Source organism: Turicibacter sp. KK003 (genome assembly GCF_037014675.1).
In the GTDB taxonomy this organism is placed as follows: domain Bacteria; phylum Bacillota_I; class Bacilli_A; order MOL361; family Turicibacteraceae; genus Turicibacter; species Turicibacter faecis.
In genome coordinates this window covers 320,001-336,743 of the sequence record NZ_CP142738.1, presented here as the reverse complement: position 1 = coordinate 336,743, position 16,743 = coordinate 320,001, and the positions used below count along the sequence as shown (strand labels likewise).

Sequence of the window (16,743 nt, the reverse complement as noted above, 5' to 3'; positions counted from 1 at the left end):
TTATAAAGGGAAATTCTCTATTCTATAGAAGAATTTCCCCCTCGATAAGCCCTTCATCTAAATCTTTTTCTTACATTACATAGCCAACTTAATCCATTAACTGTTTTAATTCTGGATCAATTTTATGATCATCTTTCTTTACTTTGCGATCTAATATTTTTAATATTTCTGATGCATCATGCTTTCTAATTGTATCTTTATATTCCACAATAACAGTTTCGGCAATCATATTAATAGAACGTACTCGTCCCTCGCCTAGCTCCGTTAAAACTCTATTTCCTACATCAGGTAATCTTTTCATTAATTCAACATAAGTTTCATTCTCATACTTTAGGCAACATAGAAGTTTTCCGCAGATACCTGAAATCTTAGATGGATTAAGCGATAACTGTTGATTTTTAGCCATTTTGATAGTCACCGTCGCAAATTCACCTAAAAAGGATGTACAACATAAAACACGACCACAAGGTCCTAGTCCTCCAATCATTTTCGCGGCATCACGCACACCAATTTGACGAAGTTCAATCCGCAAACGAAATGTATAGGCCAAATCCTTCACTAATTGTCTAAAGTCGACTCTTCCCTCAGCTGTAAAATAAAAAATTAACTTTGTGCGATCAAACGTATACTCGCACCCTAAGAGTTGCATTTCTAGCTTATTCTTTGTAATCAATTGATTACAAACCTCCATCGCATAAGATTCATCCGCCTTATTCTGTTTATGTTTTTGAATATCCTCTTCGGTTGCAATTCGTAATACAGGTTTTAAAGGTAAAAATACATCCTCTTCATCAACCAGCCTTGGTTCAATCACCACTGTTCCAAATTCCATTCCGCGGATAGTCTCAACCAATACGTAATCCCCTTTTTGTGGAGAGAATCCATTAGGATCAAAAAAATATTTCTTTCCTACTTGTTTAAACTGTACTCCTACTACGGCATATTGCATCCTTCAATTCCTCCCTTCATTCTCAAAAATAATTGATCAAAGCAAAGCACTACATTCGCATTTGCTCTTAATCGTTTCTCTGTATCTAAAATAATCTGTATCTTTCTTAAACAGTCGCTTATCGTGTTTACCTCGGAACTCTCACATAAGGATGTCTTATAGGCTTCAAATGATAAGTCATCATTCTTGCCTAGCTTGATTTTTAATACATCCTTATAATAAATGATTAAAAGATTTAAATATAGTAATTGAAATTCTCTATTCTTAAATATCTCTGGATTTTGAATCAATATAATCGAGGGATCCATCTTCATCTTTAAAAGGCACTCTTCAGTTTTTAGAACAAGACTAACGACAGAACTGAATTGTTCAGATTCGGACCATCTAATCCCTTCATTCAAACTTTGAGTTAACGAGGCCAAAATAGATGCGTATTGGTGAATTCCGACAGATTTATACTGTTCAATCAATTTTTCGCGCGACATTGGCGTAAATGTTAAAACGACGGCTCTCGAACGTATAGTCGGTAAGAGCATCTCCTTATTCTCCGTTAATAAAAGCGCATAAGTGTTTTTCATCGGCTCCTCTAAAAACTTCAATAAACTATTCGCGGCACTAACGGACATTTTTTCAGCATCTTCAATAATATATACCTTAGGAGCATTTTCCGCAGCCTTCTTCGAAAACTCAGCTTGTAAAGCCTGTATTTGTTCCTTCTTTATACTATTTCCCTCAGGACGAATCATGTAAACATTCACATGTTTTTCGCTTTCAATCAATTGGCAGCTTCTACAACTACCACAAATTCTATCATCTGATTCACATAATAACATTTTAGCAAAATTTTTAGCGAACGACAACTTTCCTATCCCTTTTGCCCCTTCTAAAATGTATGCATGTACCAGACGATTTTTTAGATAACTATTAACAATAAAACGCGTTATCTTTGATTGATCCTCTAAAAATCTTTCCCATCCATGCACAGAGACCATCCCTTTTCATGTGAATTTATCTAATCTTTCAGCTGTCCAATAATTAAATTAAATACCTCATTGGATACTTCATCAACTGACTGCGTAGCATCTATTGATACGATACGATTCGAATCCATTACCGCCCGTTTTTTATACCCATTATAAACTAGTCGGTGAAACGATAAGTCTTCTAAATCCAAACGATTAACCTCTCTTTGATGGTTTCTAGCAATACGTTTTAGTCCTTCTTCTGGCTCAATATCAAAGAATATAGTTAAATTAGGCATAAACCCTTCAATTGCAAACTCATTCATTTTAAGTACTTCTTCCATACCTATTCCACGTGCATACCCCTGATATACAATAGAACTATCCACAAAACGATCGCATAATACAACATATCCATTTTCCATTGCCGGTTTAACCTTTTCTACCAGATGTTGACGACGCGCAGCAGCGTAAAGTAAAGCCTCTGTACGACAATCCATCTCCGTATGATTAGGATCTAAAATAATCTCACGAATTTTTTCAGCAATTTTAATTCCCCCAGGCTCGCGTGTATAAATAGCCTTGATTCCAACCGAAGATAATTTTTCAATTACTGAATATGCAACTGTAGTCTTTCCGGCACCTTCCCCGCCTTCTAACGTAATAAATAATCCGCTCATCGTCTATGCTCCTTTTCTAAATGAATAAATATCAATCAACATTATCTCATAGATGACTATAATTTTAAAGAAATTTGTCTCTTTCTTAAAATGAACGCTTTTTATTAAAAAATTAATGAACCATCTAATATTCGTCGTAACCGCTTTATTTTCCTTTTCATTTAATCCTACTTTTTACAGTCCTAAATCCCCTTTTGAATAAACATTCGCGTCTTCCTCTCTTCTTTTACTCCCCTATAATGATAAAAAAAAAGAGTCATGTAACCTATGAACTCCTTTTTTATCTTTAGAATAGTTAGCGAATAAGGATAACCACTAACTATTCTTCTGAAATTTTAACATCTAAAATTTGATTAAATACTACCCGTTTTAATGTAGAGTCCGTAATAACCAAGAGTTGTTCGTAATGCTCATCATAATGAGAAATCGTTCCTGCAACTTCAAATGAATCACCATTATCATCAGCTACTGTCAATTGAACAGGTAATTTTTCCTCAAATGCTCTTCTTAACCCCTTGTATCCTGTCGTCTCTTTATTTGTAATGACTTGCATATATTTCGATAAATCCTCTAGATTTAAAGCATCGTTCGGTTGAATCATGCTTTGAGTCGGATGATTTTGCCGACTAAATAATTTATTTATGAATTTTAGTGCCATATTTGCCTCCTGTATAATTCAACAAATAACTCGTTGCTCCCCTTTTCTCACCCTATCTACTATAAATTATAACATAAACTCTTTGATAAACAAACAAAGACCTAATATTTATGTTTTCATTTTACCCTATTTATCGACATCTCATACATTTTTCTACTTAGATAATTTTTATTCTATTTTTTTCGACGGAACAACTAAAACCTCCTCCGGATACTCAACACGGTGTAAATAAAGTCCCTGTGGCTTTGCCGTATGACCAGCTAAACGACGATCCTTCATGCTTAGGATATGTTTTATATCGTTTGGAAGTTTACGTCCCTCACCAACTTGAATCATTGTCCCAACCATAATACGAATCATATAGCGTAAAAAACCATTACCAACAAAGATAAAGGTTAGCTCACCCTCATCATCTAATAGCTCTGCTTTATAAATTGTTCGCTCTTTATTTACCTCGTCCAAATTTCCACAAAAAGAAGTAAAATCATGTGTTCCCAATAAATATCCCATGGCCTCTCTCATTCTCTCCACATCTAGTGGACGGCGATGATAATAGACATAATGACGGTTTAACGGATTATATTCGTTTAAAGACATCTTATATCTATACTCCTTTACCTTACCGTGGTAACGAGAATGGAAATCTGGATGAACCTCCTGACTATCTAATACATAAATATCTTCAGGTAAAATCGAGTTCAACGCTTTAGCGTAACGCCCCCCATCCATGCTAAGATCACTATCAAAATGAAAAACTTGTCCATAAGCATGAACCCCTGCATCGGTTCTTCCGGAACTATGAATTGTTACTGATTGTTTACAGATCTTATTAAGAGCTGATTCAATCTCACCTTGTACCGTCCTTTGTCCTGGTTGTCTCTGATAACCATTAAATAACGTACCATCATAAGATACTGTGCATTTAATTCTCTTCATAAAATTCCACCTTAAAAAATAATTGCTCCTAAAAATAAACCAATAGAAATTAAAATTAATATTGTATCCGGTATCCTCCATCTTAATTGATTAATGCTCGTACGTGGACGACCCGGAACATACCCTCTCACTTCCATAGCATTTGCCAATTCATCAGCTCGTTTAAACGATAAGATAAATAAGGGTACCAATAAAGAAATTAATTGTATTACTTTATCTTTAAAGTTTCCTTCACTAATATCTACACCTCGTGATGCCTGTGCTTTTAATATCTTTTGTGTCTCCTCAAATAAAGTAGGGATAAACCTTAAAGCAATCGAAATCATTAATGCAATTTCGGCTACGGGAATTCCAATCCTTCCTAACGGCTTAAATAATGATTCTAAGGCTAAGGTTAAATCAGACGGTCGCGTAGTTAAAGTTAAAAGAGTTGAAATAATTACTACAATTATTAATCTTATACTCATATAAAGACCTAGATTCAACCCTTTATCATAAATCTTAAGCGGCCCTAATGAAAATATAACATTTCCTTGATGATTAAAAAATACTTGTAAAAAAAATGTCAATACAATAAAGAAAATAATTGGTTTTAAACTTTTAATAAAGTAATTTATTGGTATTTTTGTTAACCTCATGACCAATAACTCTAAACCACACAATAAAATCATAAATAACCAGTTATCTGTAAAAAAACATGAAAGGACGAAAAATGAAGTAGCTAAAATTTTAGAACGAGCATCTAGTCTATGCCACAATGAATATCCGGGGAAATACCTCCCTATCACAATACTATTCAACAACTATTCCCCCCCACCTAATAAGCTTTCAACTTGTCCAATAAACTCTTCTTCAGTTAATGGTAAATTATCTACATCTACATTCAAGCGCTCTAATAATTTATAATAATTTTGGGATGGAATAGGTAACGTTATTCCACACGTTCTTAATAAATCCACTTGTTTAAAAACATTTTTTGGAGTACCTTTTATCGTTAGTACCCCCTTATTCATAACGATTACATCTTCCGCATATTTTGCAACCAAATCCATATCATGGGTAACTAATACAATTGTTTTCCCATATTCTTTGTTCAATTTATAAAACATCTCCATTATCTCAAATTGCCCTCGTGGATCAAGCCCAGCAGTAGGTTCATCTAGAACTAGGATATCTGGATCCATGGCAAGTATTCCAGCAATGGCCACTCGCCGCATTTGTCCGCCACTCAAATTAAACGGCGACCTCCCTAACATCTCTATATCTAGTCCAACCATCTGTATAACATCATGAGCACGTCGTATAGCTTCTTCCTCAGATACCCCATAGTTCATCGGACCAAATATAATATCCCGTTCAATTGTTTCTTCAAATAACTGATACTCTGGAAACTGAAAAACCAAACCTACATGCTGCCTTATTTCCCTTAAGTCTCTATTCTTGTCATCAGATTTAATAACTTTATCCCCGACCTTGATGTTTCCACTGCTAGGTTTTAATAACCCATTCATGTGTTGAATAAGTGTCGATTTTCCTGATCCTGTATGTCCAATAATAGCTAAAAATTGTCCCTTAGGTACATCAAATTCAATATTATATAACGCTCTACGCTCCATAGGAGTATTTGCATTGTATATATGATTTACAGATTCAAATTTAATTTGCATAACTCATTCATCAACTCCTCATCACTTGTAACAATCTCGCTCAAAACTCCCCTTTTTGTTAACTCATAAGATACCTTTACTGCAAACGGAACGTCTAACTTAACCGACTCTAATAGTTCCTTTTCCTTAAATACGTCCTTAGGTTTCCCTTCTAAAATTATTTTTCCTTCATTCATGACAATGATCCGATCGCTATGAATAGCCTCGTCTAAATAGTGAGTAATCATAATTATCGTCTTATCACGATTCTTTACTAATTCGTGAATCAATTTCATCATATCCTCACGTCCTTGAGGATCTAACATTGCTGTCGCTTCATCTAAAATAATAATTTTAGCCCCTAATGCTAAAACCCCTGCAATAGCTACCCTCTGTTTTTCCCCCCCGCTCAAATAATGCGGTTCAAAATTTAAAAAGTCCCCCATACCTACCTCTTGAGCATATTTGTTAACCAAATTGTCCATTTCCTCATAGGGTACACATTTATTTTCTAACCCAAATGCGATATCATCACGGACCGTACAACCAACAAATTGATTATCTGGGTTTTGAAAAACAATCCCAACCTTTTGACGAATATCAAAAACACTACTTTCCGTTAAGGGCTGTCCATCAATTATTATTTTCCCCCCTTGAATCTCATGTAATCCTACCAATAATTTAGATAGTGTCGATTTACCTGATCCATTATGGCCTAAAATAGTAACAAACTCCCCCTCATTAATAGTTAAATTAAAATTCTTTAATACTTCATTGCCGTCCTCATAACCAAAACATACATTTTCTAATTTGACAACATTGTTCACCTAATACACCGCCCTTTATTCATGTTAAGATATATGTCCCTAAATCGAAATTCCATCTAAATCTGCATCGCTACTCCCTACAATCTCTATTACTAATTGATGCGGTGCACAGATAATACTTTGACCCGAACGATGAATAAAACCAATTTCTACACAATCATGATCAGGACAGTCAGCCTCTTCAATACGAACTCCATTATCATCTAGAATGACCTTATTATATCCCAATTCTGTTTCAATATCTAAAACAGTGTGTTTGCCATCTAGCTTAAAACGACCATATTCTTCTCCCTTTACGGAAATGATCACTTCCTGATTATCCTCTGATTGTAATGTAAATTGTATAAACAAAAAACTGGTAATTGCAACAACTGCAATAATTAAATATATATCCAAACGTTTCACAAATTCATCCTCCGAAATAAAATAATTACACCTAACATTATAACAAGATTAAGTATCAATTGTTATAAAAATAAAAATTAAATTATCGTAATTATATATTATGTTACGATTCTCTTTATCAACTCTAAACTTAAACACACTAACGTATAACAAGAAAATTTAGTCATCTTATTCATTATATATTAATTTTCAAAATAAAGGCTCTTTGTCAAATCGTGTGGGTGAATAAAATCTATACATGTAATCAAGAGGAATTAGGCCATTCTTTAGACGGCTTGGTTCCTCTTCTTTTTTTGTTCAAAAGTGTATTTATGAATAATCAAAATTCTTGCTTTGAAATGGTAGAAACTACGGTATCCGAAGGCAATACGTTTAATGACTTTAATGTTATTGTTAATTCCTTCGAGTACTCCATTTGTATAAGGAGTTTCGATAGTATTTTTGACATAATCTTGATAATGAGTGAGTGTTTTTAAAGCTGTTTTCATTTCGTGTGAAAGCAGGTCAGAGGGGTGTTGAATGGCATGATGAAATATTTCAAGGTTACGAAGTTTAATAGCCTGTTGGACAGTTTGGTAGAAATCATAAGTCTCCTTTAGTTCAGGGTCTAGGGCTAATAAAAAGTCAATAATTTCTTGTTGAGAGATCATCTTTTTGAAGCAGTTGGAATAGAAGTAATGAGTGGCATTAAGATCTTCTTGGGCTTTTAAGAGAAGTCGCCAATAATATTTGAATTTATTATAAAACTCTTTATTTTGATTCATGAAACGAATGCGTGTTTTATTAAGAGCACGAGAGACTAGTTGAACGATATGAAATTTATCTAAAACAATCTTAGCCTTAGGGAATACCTCTTTAATGAGTGTCATATAAGGGGCGTACATGTCAATGACGACGTGGGTTACACCTTCACGAGCTGCTTTAGAAAATCGCATAAAATAAGTCCTTAGTGTACTTAAGCGACGGTCTTCAACGATATCAATTAGCTTTCCATTGGACGCATCACAAAAAATGAAGGACATTGCTCCCTCGGCCGATTTAACCGACTTAAACTCGTCAAAACAAAGAACTTTTGGGAGAGAATTAAAGGGAAGCGGCTGTTCTTCATAGGAAGAATGAATGACGCGGTTAACGGTTGAATGAGAAACGTTAAGCTCACGTGCAATATCTGTTTCGGATTTCTTATGACTAGCTTCTAAAAAGATGGCTTGTTTTACGGGAGTGGAAATAAAACAATTAGGGTTAACAAGAGATGTTTCTAGGGTAAATGTTCGGTCGCAATGACGGCATTTATAACGTTGTTTTTTTAAGTCTAGATAAGCATCAAATCCGGAAATTTTGACTAGCTTAATACGTGAAGTTTTGAAGCCGTGTTTAATGATATTTGAGTCAAAAGAATGACCACAGTGGTAGCAACGAGTCGGTTGAAAAGAAAGAGTTCCCAAAATAAGTTTAGAACGAACATTCTTAATCTGAGTTTCTTGGATACAATTTTTTGAAAAAGTAATATTTTTATCTTTTAAATCAAGTAAAGTTGAGATACAATTAGTGTGAGACATAAACCCAATCCTTTCGTGTTTTTTTGGTCGATTACATTGTATAGAATTTGGGACGTTATGTCTCTTTTTTTGTACTTATTTTTTAATTCCAATAAAAGAGGTGTGGGCATCACCCACACCAAATATTATAGAACCAAAATAAAAAGAGAGCATAATGCTCTCTTTTTATTTTGAAATTATATCTTATAATTTACCTACTAAGTCTAAGCTTGGAGTTAATGTTTCTGCACCTGGTTGCCATTTTGCAGGACATACTTGATCACCATGTTCAGCAACGAATTGAGCAGCTTGAACTTTACGTAATAACTCTTCCGCGTTACGTCCAATTCCATTGTCATGGATTTCATACGCTTTGATTACACCTTCTGGATTTACTACAAAGCTTCCACGTAATGCTAATCCTTCTTCTTCGATCATAACTTCAAAGTTACGAGTTAAAGTTCCTGTTGGGTCAGCTAACATAGGGTATTTAATTTTACCGATTGTTTCTGTAGCATCTGCCCATGCTTTATGTACGAAATGAGTATCTGTTGATACTGAATAAATTTCACATCCGATTTCTTGGAATTTAGCATAGCTATCTGCTAAATCTCCTAATTCAGTTGGACATACAAATGTAAAGTCTGCTGGATAGAAGAAAAATACTGACCATTTTCCTTTAATTGATTCAGAAGTTACCTCTTTGAATTCCCCATTATGATATGCTTGTACTGCAAATTCTTTAACTTGAGTATTGATTAAAGACATTCTTATTTCCTCCTTTATTATCAGTAATAATTACTAATATCATTATATAGTTAAAATAAAAGAAAGTCAATACAAATAATATTAAATTTTAAGTTAATCAAAGTAATATAATAAATTTTATCATAACAATGTGATGAAAAAAGAAATCCTACATATTATTACTTAAATGTATATATTATATACTACTTTTCATGACTAGCATCATACTCGCCTCAATTAATTAAATAAAAATTAACCCTTATTTTTGAGAGGACTTACAAGAAGAAAAAAGCTTTGCATTCTAATACGCGTGATTTAATCAAAGACATTATTCCGAAACAGAACTGTATCTTCATATAATCCTGACCCCCTAGACGATATAAATCAATTCTGATCTTTTGGGTTATACACTGGTATAGGATTAGAAAAGACTTTTACAATAATCTAACTTTTATTGAGTGTTTTAAAAACTTATCTTTTTTAGGTTCTATAATTTTTGGTGTGGGTGGGATTACTCACACCTTTTTGATTGCCATAAATATTGAGACAAAAAAAAGAGACATAGTCCCCAAAATCCTATACAATGTAATCGGCTAAAACAACACGAAAGGATTGGTTTTATGTCTCATACTAATTGTATCTCAACTTTACTTGATTTAAAAGATAAAAATATTACTTTTTCAGAAAATTGTATCCAGGAAACTCAGATTAAGAATGTTCGTTCTAAACTTATTTTAGGGACTCTTTCTTTTCAACCGACTCATTGCTACCACTGTGGTCATTCTTTTGACTCAAATATCATTAAACACGGCTTCAAAACTTCACGTATTAAGCTAGTCAAAATTTCCGGATTTGATGCTTATCTAGACTTAAAAAAACAACGTTATAAATGCCGTCATTGTGACCGAACATTTACCCTAGAAACATCTCTTGTTAACCCTAATTGTTTTATTTCCACTCCCGTAAAACAAGCCATCTTTTTAGAAGCTAGTCATAAGAAATCCGAAACAGATATTGCACGTGAGCTTAACGTTTCTCATTCAACCGTTAACCGCGTCATTCATTCTTCCTATGAAGAACAGCCGCTTCCCTTTAATTCTCTCCCAAAAGTTCTTTGTTTTGACGAGTTTAAGTCGGTTAAATCGGCCGAGGGTCACCTGCCATGCGAAGCATGTATCCTCCATTGGTAGGGAACGGAGCAATGTCCTTCATTTTTTGTGATGCGTCCAATGGAAAGCTAATTGATATCGTTGAAGACCGTCGCTTAAGTACACTAAGGACTTATTTTATGCGATTTTCTAAAGCAGCTCGTGAAGGTGTAACCCACGTCGTCATTGACATGTACGCCCCTTATATGACACTCATTAAAGAGGTATTCCCTAAGGCTAAGATTGTTTTAGATAAATTTCATATCGTTCAACTAGTCTCTCGTGCTCTTAATAAAACACGCATTCGTTTCATGAATCAAAATAAAGAGTTTTATAATAAATTCAAACATTATTGGCGACTTCTCTTAAAAGCCCAAGAAGATCTTAATGCCACTCATTACTTCTATTCCAACTGCTTCAAAAAGATGATCTCTCAACAAGAAATTATTGACTTTTTATTAGCCCTAGACCCTGAACTAAAGGAGACTTATGATTTCTACCAAACTGTCCAACAGGCTATTAAACTTCGTAACCTTGAAATATTTCATCATGCCATTCAACACCCCTCTGATCTGCTTTCACACGAAATGAAAACAGCTTTAAAAACACTCACTCATTATCAAGACTATGTCAAAAATACAATTGAAACTCCTTATACCAATGGAGTACTCGAAGGAATTAACAACAATATCAAAGTCATTAAGCGAATCGCTTTTGGATACCGTAGTTTCTACCATTTCAAAGCAAGAATTTTGATTATTCATAAATACACTTTTGAACAAAAAAAGAAGAGGAATCAAACCATCTAAAGAATAGCCTAATTCCTCCCGATTATATGTATAGATTTTATTCACCCACACTATTTGACAAAGAACCCTTTTTTATATAAGGCAGCCTCCTTTATTCACAGTATAGATTGTGATTTCTATTTACTAGAGTTAAACCATGATGATATATACTAAAAAAGCATATAAAAAAAACTGGTTTATAACCAGTTTCTTTTATATGCAATGGTATTTATTCTCTAAAATAAAAAAAGATAATACTATAATAAAGATTACCTTATTTTACTATAATGGTGCGGGTGACAGGAGTTGAACCTGCACACCAAAGGTACTAGAGCCTAAATCTAGCGCGTCTGCCAATTCCGCCACACCCGCATTATGAATGGTGTCCTGCAGAGGACTCGAACCTCTGACCCTCTGATTAAAAGTCAGATGCTCTACCAACTGAGCTAGCAGGACTTTTATGGTGGAGGATGACGGGCTCGAACCGCCGACCCTCTGCTTGTAAGGCAGATGCTCTCCCAGCTGAGCTAATCCTCCATCATGGTGGCTTGGGACGGAATCGAACCGCCGACACAAGGATTTTCAGTCCTTTGCTCTACCGACTGAGCTACCAAGCCTTTTATTTATTATTTAAATGGCGGTCCAGACGGGAATCGAACCCGCGATCTCCTGCGTGACAGGCAGGCATGTTAACCGCTACACCACTGGACCTTTTGGTTGCGGGGACAGGACTTGAACCTGCGACCTTCGGGTTATGAGCCCGACGAGCTACCAACTGCTCCACCCCGCGATGTTTATTTATTTTAATATGGCGGAGGAAGAGGGATTCGAACCCCCGCGACGCTTTCACGCCCTGTCGGTTTTCAAGACCGATCCCTTCAGCCTGACTTGGGTATTCCTCCGAATAATGTATGAAAAGTGGTGGACCCTGTAGGACTCGAACCTACGACCGATCGGTTATGAGCCGATAGCTCTAACCAACTGAGCTAAGGGTCCGGTCCTATTTTTGGTAGCGGAGGAGGGACTCGAACCCCCAACCTCACGGGTATGAACCGTACGCTCTAGCCAGTTGAGCTACTCCGCCATGATACTAACATGATACTTATTTAATTGGTGGAGACTAGGGGGATCGAACCCCTGACCTCCTGCGTGCAAGGCAGGCGCTCTCCCAGCTGAGCTAAGTCCCCATTCTCTTTTTCTTTTTTAATGGTCGGGAAGACAGGATTCGAACCTGCGACCCCCTGGTCCCAAACCAGGTGCTCTACCAAGCTGAGCCACTTCCCGTTTTTTATGGCGCGCCCAAGAGGAGTCGAACCCCTAACCTTTTGATCCGTAGTCAAACGCTCTATCCAATTGAGCTATGGGCGCTATTTAGTTGGTGCCTAGGGCCGGAATCGAACCGGCACGGGTGTCACCACCCGCAGGATTTTAAGTCCTGTGCGTCTACCAGTTCCGCCACCCAGGCATATCGTTATTTCAGGCACGCGCCTTTTTCAAAATGGTGTCCTGCAGAGGACTCGAACCTCTGACCCTCTGATTAAAAGTCAGATGCTCTACCAACTGAGCTAGCAGGACATCATTGGCTGGGCTAGCTGGATTCGAACCAGCGCATGACGGAGTCAAAGTCCGTTGCCTTACCGCTTGGCTATAGCCCATTCTTAAGTGGTGGTGGGGGACGGATTCGAACCGCCGAACTCTCAGAGAGCGGATTTACAGTCCGCCGCGTTTAGCCACTTCGCTACCCCACCGTATTCTTTTGTTATATGGTGCCGGAAGCAGGACTTGAACCCGCAACCTACTGATTACAAGTCAGTTGCTCTACCAATTGAGCTATTCCGGCTCTTTATGGTGGAGGATGACGGGCTCGAACCGCCGACCCTCTGCTTGTAAGGCAGATGCTCTCCCAGCTGAGCTAATCCTCCACTTTTATTTTTAATGGTGACCCGTACGGGATTCGAACCCGTGTATGCATGCGTGAAAGGCATGTGTGTTAAACCGCTTCACCAACGGGCCATTTTTTAATGGCGCCCCAACTAGGACTCGAACCTAGGACCCCTTGATTAACAGTCAAGTGCTCTAACCAACTGAGCTATTGAGGCTTTTTATTTATGGCCTAGCGACGTCCTACTCTCGCACTTGCGTACTACCCTCGGCGCTAAGGAGCTTAACTTCTGTGTTCGGTATGGGAACAGGTGTGCCCTCCTTGCCCTTATCACTAGACCTTCTGTCAGATCTTATCAATCTCACAAAACTAGATATCTTCTGCTTACTTCTTCTTGTCCGGCAACTCTCGCATCACAGTGGTAAAGTTCAATAACTGTTCATCACCTTCGTGATTCCTCAGTTCTTTTCACTTTCTGCCTGTGATAATCGCTCGTTTTTGCCTTTCCTATTTAGTTAAGTCCTCGATCGATTAGTATCAGTCCGCTTCATCTGTCACCAAACTTCCACTCCTGACCTATCTACCTCGTCGTCTTCAAGGGATCTTACTTCTTTCGAATGGGAAATCTCATCTTGAGGGGGGCTTCACGCTTAGATGCTTTCAGCGTTTATCCCTTCCACACGTAGCTACCCAGCTATGCTCCTGGCAGAACAACTGGTACACCAGCGGTGTGTCCATCCCGGTCCTCTCGTACTAAGGACAGCTCCTCTCAAATTTCCTACGCCCACGACGGATAGGGACCGAACTGTCTCACGACGTTCTGAACCCAGCTCGCGTACCGCTTTAATGGGCGAACAGCCCAACCCTTGGGACCGACTACAGCCCCAGGATGCGATGAGCCGACATCGAGGTGCCAAACCTCCCCGTCGATGTGAACTCTTGGGGGAGATCAGCCTGTTATCCCCGGGGTAGCTTTTATCCGTTGAGCGACGGCCCTTCCATTCGGTACCGCCGGATCACTAAGCCCGACTTTCGTCCCTGCTCGACTTGTTGGTCTCGCAGTCAAGCTCCCTTCTGCCTTTACACTCTTCGAATGATTTCCAACCATTCTGAGGGAACCTTTGGGCGCCTCCGTTACTCTTTGGGAGGCGACCGCCCCAGTCAAACTGCCCACCTGACACTGTCCCCTGACCAGCTCATGGCCACGGGTTAGAACCCCAGTAACACAAGGGTAGTATCCCAACAGCGACTCCTCCAAGACTGGCGTCCTGGTCTCTTCGTCTCCTACCTATCCTGTACATGTGTCACCAGTGCTCAATATCAAGCTACAGTAAAGCTCCACGGGGTCTTTCCGTCCTGTCGCGGGTAACCTGCATCTTCACAGGTACTATGATTTCACCGAGTCTCTTGTTGAGACAGCGCCCAGATCGTTACGCCTTTCGTGCGGGTCGGAACTTACCCGACAAGGAATTTCGCTACCTTAGGACCGTTATAGTTACGGCCGCCGTTTACTGGGGCTTCAATTCAAAGCTTCGCTTGCGCTAACCTCTCCTCTTAACCTTCCAGCACCGGGCAGGCGTCAGCCCCTATACATCACCTTGCGGTTTAGCAGAGACCTGTGTTTTTGATAAACAGTCGCCTGGGCCTTTTCACTGCGGCTTGCTTTCACAAGCACCCCTTCTCCCGAAGTTACGGGGTCATTTTGCCGAGTTCCTTAACAAGAGTTCTCTCGCTCATCTTAGGATTCTCTCCTCGCCTACCTGTGTCGGTTATCGGTACGGGCACCTAATAAATTATCCCTAGAAGCTTTTCTTGGAAGCGTGACATCAGCTGACTTCACCCTTTCGGGCTTTCGGCATCACAGCTCAATGTTTCGCCATGCGGATTTGCCTACATGACCACCTCACTGCTTACACGTGAATCCATTCACACGCTCAACTTAGCCTTCTCCGTCACTCCTTCAGTTTATTAAGTGGTACAGGAATCTCTACCTGTTGTCCATCGGCTACGCCTTTCGGCCTCACCTTAGGTCCCGACTTACCCAGGGCGGACGAGCCTTCCCCTGGAAACCTTAGGCTTTCGATGGATAGGATTCTCACCTATCTTTCGCTACTCACACCGGCATTCTCACTTCTAACCGCTCCACAGCTCCTTCCGGTACTGCTTCTCCGCTGTTAGAACGCTCTCCTACCACTGACACTTCGTGTCAATCCGCAGCTTCGGCGGTCCGTTTAGCCCCGGTACATTTTCGGCGCAGAGTCACTCGACTAGTGAGCTATTACGCACTCTTTAAAGGATGGCTGCTTCTAAGCCAACCTCCTAGTTGTCTGTGCATCTCCACATCCTTTTCCACTTAACGGACACTTGGGGGCCTTAGCTGGCGGTCTGGGCTCTTTCCCTTTTGACCATGGACCTTATCACCCACAGTCTGACTCCCGATCATATCTATCTGGCATTCGGAGTTTGATTGAGATCAGTACCCCGAGGTGGGGCCATCACCCATTCAGTGCTCTACCTCCAGTAGACTCTTATCGAGGCTAGCCCTAAAGCTATTTCGGAGAGAACCAGCTATATCCGTGTTCGATTGGAATTTCACCCCTAGCCACAAGTCATCCAAGCACTTTTCAACGTGCCCTGGTTCGGCCCTCCAGTCAGTGTTACCTGACCTTCAGCCTGCTCATGGCTAGCTCACACGGTTTCGGGTCTACAACATCGTACTCCTCGCCCTATTCAGACTCGCTTTCGCTTCGGCTCCGTCTCTTCAACTTAACCTTGCACGATATCGTAACTCGCCGGTTCATTCTACAAAAGGCACGCCATCACCCTTTAACGGGCTCTGACTAGTTGTAGGCACACGGTTTCAGGTTCTCTTTCACTCCCCTTCCGGGGTTCTTTTCACCTTTCCCTCACGGTACTGGTTCACTATCGGTCACTAGGTAGTATTTAGCCTTACGAGATGGTCCTCGTTGCTTCCGACGGGATTTCTCGTGTCCCGCCGTACTCAGGATCCCTTCCCTGCTTCACACAATTTCACCTACGGGACTCTCACCCCCTCCGGTTGGCCTTCCCAGACCATTCGGCTATCATGTTCAGTCATTTCTGAAGGTCCTTCTACCCCGGATTACTCCGGTTTGGGCTCCTCCCTGTTCGCTCGCCGCTACTTGGGGAATCGATGTTTCTTTCTTTTCCTCCAGGTACTTAGATGTTTCAGTTCCCTGGGTCTGTCTCCTCTATGGCTATTGATTCACCATACGGTGCTAGCGTATGACCACTAGCGGGTTTCCCCATTCGGATATCCCCGGCTCTTTGCTTACTTACAGCTCCCCGAGGCGTTTCGCCGTTTGTCGCGTCCTTCTTCGACTCCTAGTGCCTAGGCATCCTCCGTGCGCCCTTTATTACTTAACTTTTCTTCTTCAGAAGATATCTAGTTTTCAAAGATCAATTCTAGGAAAATCGAAATTCTCCCAAAACTAAACAGAACGTCTCTTTCTCCATAGAAAGGAGGTGATCCATCCCCACCTTCCGGTAGGGATACCTTGTTACGACTTCACCCCAATCATCTACCCCACCTTAGGCA

At 39.4% G+C, this 16,743-nt stretch carries 13 protein-coding genes, 20 tRNA genes and 3 rRNA genes (1 of these 36 cut by a window edge); 2 read left to right on the top strand and 34 right to left on the bottom strand.

Features of this window, described 5'->3' with window-relative positions; genetic code table 11:
• Positions 1 to 88: 88 nt before the first annotated feature.
• The 11 genes from VXM77_RS01670 to ahpC all read right to left on the bottom strand — a co-directional run bounded on the left by VXM77_RS01670 (position 89) and on the right by ahpC (position 9,369).
• A complete protein-coding gene (locus tag VXM77_RS01670; protein ID WP_161832672.1) occupies positions 89 to 949 on the bottom strand; it encodes a stage 0 sporulation family protein in 861 nt (286 codons plus the stop codon).
• On the bottom strand, positions 934 to 1,932 hold the full coding sequence (gene holB, locus VXM77_RS01665; protein WP_161832671.1) for a DNA polymerase III subunit delta': 999 nt from the start codon (positions 1,930 to 1,932) through the stop codon (positions 934 to 936). The genes VXM77_RS01670 and holB overlap by 16 nt, the downstream gene beginning before the upstream one ends.
• Positions 1,933 to 1,961: 29 nt before the next feature.
• The gene (gene tmk, locus VXM77_RS01660; RefSeq protein WP_161832670.1) at positions 1,962 to 2,591 is read right to left on the bottom strand and encodes a dTMP kinase; all 630 of its coding nucleotides are present in this window, start codon (positions 2,589 to 2,591) and stop codon (positions 1,962 to 1,964) included.
• Positions 2,592 to 2,910: 319 nt separating this feature from the next.
• On the bottom strand, positions 2,911 to 3,249 hold the full coding sequence (locus tag VXM77_RS01655) for a YolD-like family protein (protein WP_161832669.1): 339 nt from the start codon (positions 3,247 to 3,249) through the stop codon (positions 2,911 to 2,913).
• Positions 3,250 to 3,417: 168 nt separating this feature from the next.
• Positions 3,418 to 4,185, bottom strand: a complete 768-nt coding sequence (truA, locus tag VXM77_RS01650; RefSeq protein ID WP_161832668.1) for a tRNA pseudouridine(38-40) synthase TruA — start codon at positions 4,183 to 4,185, stop codon at positions 3,418 to 3,420.
• 11 nt (positions 4,186 to 4,196) lie between these two features.
• Positions 4,197 to 4,985 carry an energy-coupling factor transporter transmembrane component T gene (locus VXM77_RS01645; protein WP_161832667.1) on the bottom strand — a complete coding sequence of 263 codons (789 nt, stop codon included), beginning with the start codon at positions 4,983 to 4,985 and terminating at the stop codon, positions 4,197 to 4,199.
• A gap of 3 nt (positions 4,986 to 4,988) precedes the next feature.
• Positions 4,989 to 5,852, bottom strand: a complete 864-nt coding sequence (locus VXM77_RS01640; protein WP_338506743.1) for an energy-coupling factor ABC transporter ATP-binding protein — start codon at positions 5,850 to 5,852, stop codon at positions 4,989 to 4,991.
• On the bottom strand, positions 5,828 to 6,658 hold the full coding sequence (locus VXM77_RS01635; protein WP_161832665.1) for an energy-coupling factor transporter ATPase: 831 nt from the start codon (positions 6,656 to 6,658) through the stop codon (positions 5,828 to 5,830). Before VXM77_RS01635 ends, VXM77_RS01640 begins: the two co-directional genes overlap by 25 nt.
• A 39-nt stretch (positions 6,659 to 6,697) precedes the next feature.
• Positions 6,698 to 7,063: a NusG domain II-containing protein gene (locus VXM77_RS01630; RefSeq protein WP_161832664.1), complete on the bottom strand. Its 366-nt coding sequence runs from the start codon at positions 7,061 to 7,063 to the stop codon at positions 6,698 to 6,700.
• A gap of 266 nt (positions 7,064 to 7,329) precedes the next feature.
• Complete coding sequence (locus tag VXM77_RS01625) at positions 7,330 to 8,622, bottom strand: ISL3 family transposase (RefSeq protein WP_338506149.1); 1,293 nt, start codon at positions 8,620 to 8,622, stop codon at positions 7,330 to 7,332.
• 183 nt (positions 8,623 to 8,805) lie between these two features.
• Positions 8,806 to 9,369: an alkyl hydroperoxide reductase subunit C gene (gene ahpC, locus VXM77_RS01620; RefSeq protein WP_161832663.1), complete on the bottom strand. Its 564-nt coding sequence runs from the start codon at positions 9,367 to 9,369 to the stop codon at positions 8,806 to 8,808.
• Between the two features lie 599 nt (positions 9,370 to 9,968).
• Here ahpC and VXM77_RS01615 point away from each other — a divergent pair.
• Positions 9,969 to 10,538, top strand: coding sequence for a transposase family protein (locus tag VXM77_RS01615; RefSeq protein WP_338506340.1), 570 nt, complete (start codon positions 9,969 to 9,971; stop codon positions 10,536 to 10,538).
• Positions 10,511 to 11,305 carry an ISL3 family transposase gene (locus tag VXM77_RS01610; protein ID WP_338506342.1) on the top strand — a complete coding sequence of 265 codons (795 nt, stop codon included), beginning with the start codon at positions 10,511 to 10,513 and terminating at the stop codon, positions 11,303 to 11,305. Before VXM77_RS01615 ends, VXM77_RS01610 begins: the two co-directional genes overlap by 28 nt.
• Before the next feature lie 267 nt (positions 11,306 to 11,572).
• On the opposite strand, the gene VXM77_RS01605 is transcribed toward VXM77_RS01610, so the two are convergent.
• From VXM77_RS01605 to VXM77_RS01495, 23 genes are all read right to left on the bottom strand, one after another.
• A tRNA-Leu gene (locus VXM77_RS01605) sits at positions 11,573 to 11,656 on the bottom strand.
• Positions 11,657 to 11,664: 8 nt separating this feature from the next.
• Positions 11,665 to 11,740, bottom strand: a tRNA-Lys gene (locus tag VXM77_RS01600).
• 5 nt (positions 11,741 to 11,745) lie between these two features.
• Positions 11,746 to 11,821, bottom strand: a tRNA-Val gene (locus VXM77_RS01595).
• A 4-nt stretch (positions 11,822 to 11,825) separates the two neighbouring features.
• Positions 11,826 to 11,901, bottom strand: a tRNA-Phe gene (locus VXM77_RS01590).
• Between the two features lie 18 nt (positions 11,902 to 11,919).
• A tRNA-Asp gene (locus VXM77_RS01585) sits at positions 11,920 to 11,995 on the bottom strand.
• Between the two features lie 3 nt (positions 11,996 to 11,998).
• Positions 11,999 to 12,074, bottom strand: a tRNA-Met gene (locus VXM77_RS01580).
• A gap of 19 nt (positions 12,075 to 12,093) precedes the next feature.
• Positions 12,094 to 12,186, bottom strand: a tRNA-Ser gene (locus VXM77_RS01575).
• 17 nt (positions 12,187 to 12,203) lie between these two features.
• A tRNA-Ile gene (locus VXM77_RS01570) sits at positions 12,204 to 12,280 on the bottom strand.
• A gap of 11 nt (positions 12,281 to 12,291) precedes the next feature.
• Positions 12,292 to 12,368 (bottom strand) — tRNA-Met (locus tag VXM77_RS01565).
• Between the two features lie 27 nt (positions 12,369 to 12,395).
• Positions 12,396 to 12,471: transfer RNA gene (locus VXM77_RS01560), tRNA-Ala, on the bottom strand.
• 20 nt (positions 12,472 to 12,491) lie between these two features.
• A tRNA-Pro gene (locus VXM77_RS01555) sits at positions 12,492 to 12,568 on the bottom strand.
• Between the two features lie 7 nt (positions 12,569 to 12,575).
• Positions 12,576 to 12,652: transfer RNA gene (locus VXM77_RS01550), tRNA-Arg, on the bottom strand.
• Positions 12,653 to 12,660: 8 nt separating this feature from the next.
• Positions 12,661 to 12,749 (bottom strand) — tRNA-Leu (locus VXM77_RS01545).
• 34 nt (positions 12,750 to 12,783) lie between these two features.
• Positions 12,784 to 12,859 (bottom strand) — tRNA-Lys (locus VXM77_RS01540).
• A 5-nt stretch (positions 12,860 to 12,864) separates the two neighbouring features.
• A tRNA-Gln gene (locus tag VXM77_RS01535) sits at positions 12,865 to 12,939 on the bottom strand.
• Between the two features lie 8 nt (positions 12,940 to 12,947).
• A tRNA-Tyr gene (locus VXM77_RS01530) sits at positions 12,948 to 13,032 on the bottom strand.
• Positions 13,033 to 13,048: 16 nt separating this feature from the next.
• Positions 13,049 to 13,124, bottom strand: a tRNA-Thr gene (locus VXM77_RS01525).
• A 6-nt stretch (positions 13,125 to 13,130) separates the two neighbouring features.
• Positions 13,131 to 13,206 (bottom strand) — tRNA-Val (locus VXM77_RS01520).
• A 14-nt stretch (positions 13,207 to 13,220) separates the two neighbouring features.
• A tRNA-Glu gene (locus VXM77_RS01515) sits at positions 13,221 to 13,297 on the bottom strand.
• Positions 13,298 to 13,306: 9 nt separating this feature from the next.
• A tRNA-Asn gene (locus VXM77_RS01510) sits at positions 13,307 to 13,383 on the bottom strand.
• 12 nt (positions 13,384 to 13,395) lie between these two features.
• Positions 13,396 to 13,504, bottom strand: a 5S ribosomal RNA gene (gene rrf / locus VXM77_RS01505).
• A 173-nt stretch (positions 13,505 to 13,677) separates the two neighbouring features.
• Positions 13,678 to 16,571 (bottom strand): 23S ribosomal RNA (locus VXM77_RS01500).
• 92 nt (positions 16,572 to 16,663) lie between these two features.
• Positions 16,664 to 16,743, bottom strand: a 16S ribosomal RNA gene (locus VXM77_RS01495); it runs 1,437 nt beyond the window's last position.
• Together the 16S, 23S and 5S rRNA genes with 20 tRNA genes alongside form the textbook arrangement of a ribosomal RNA operon.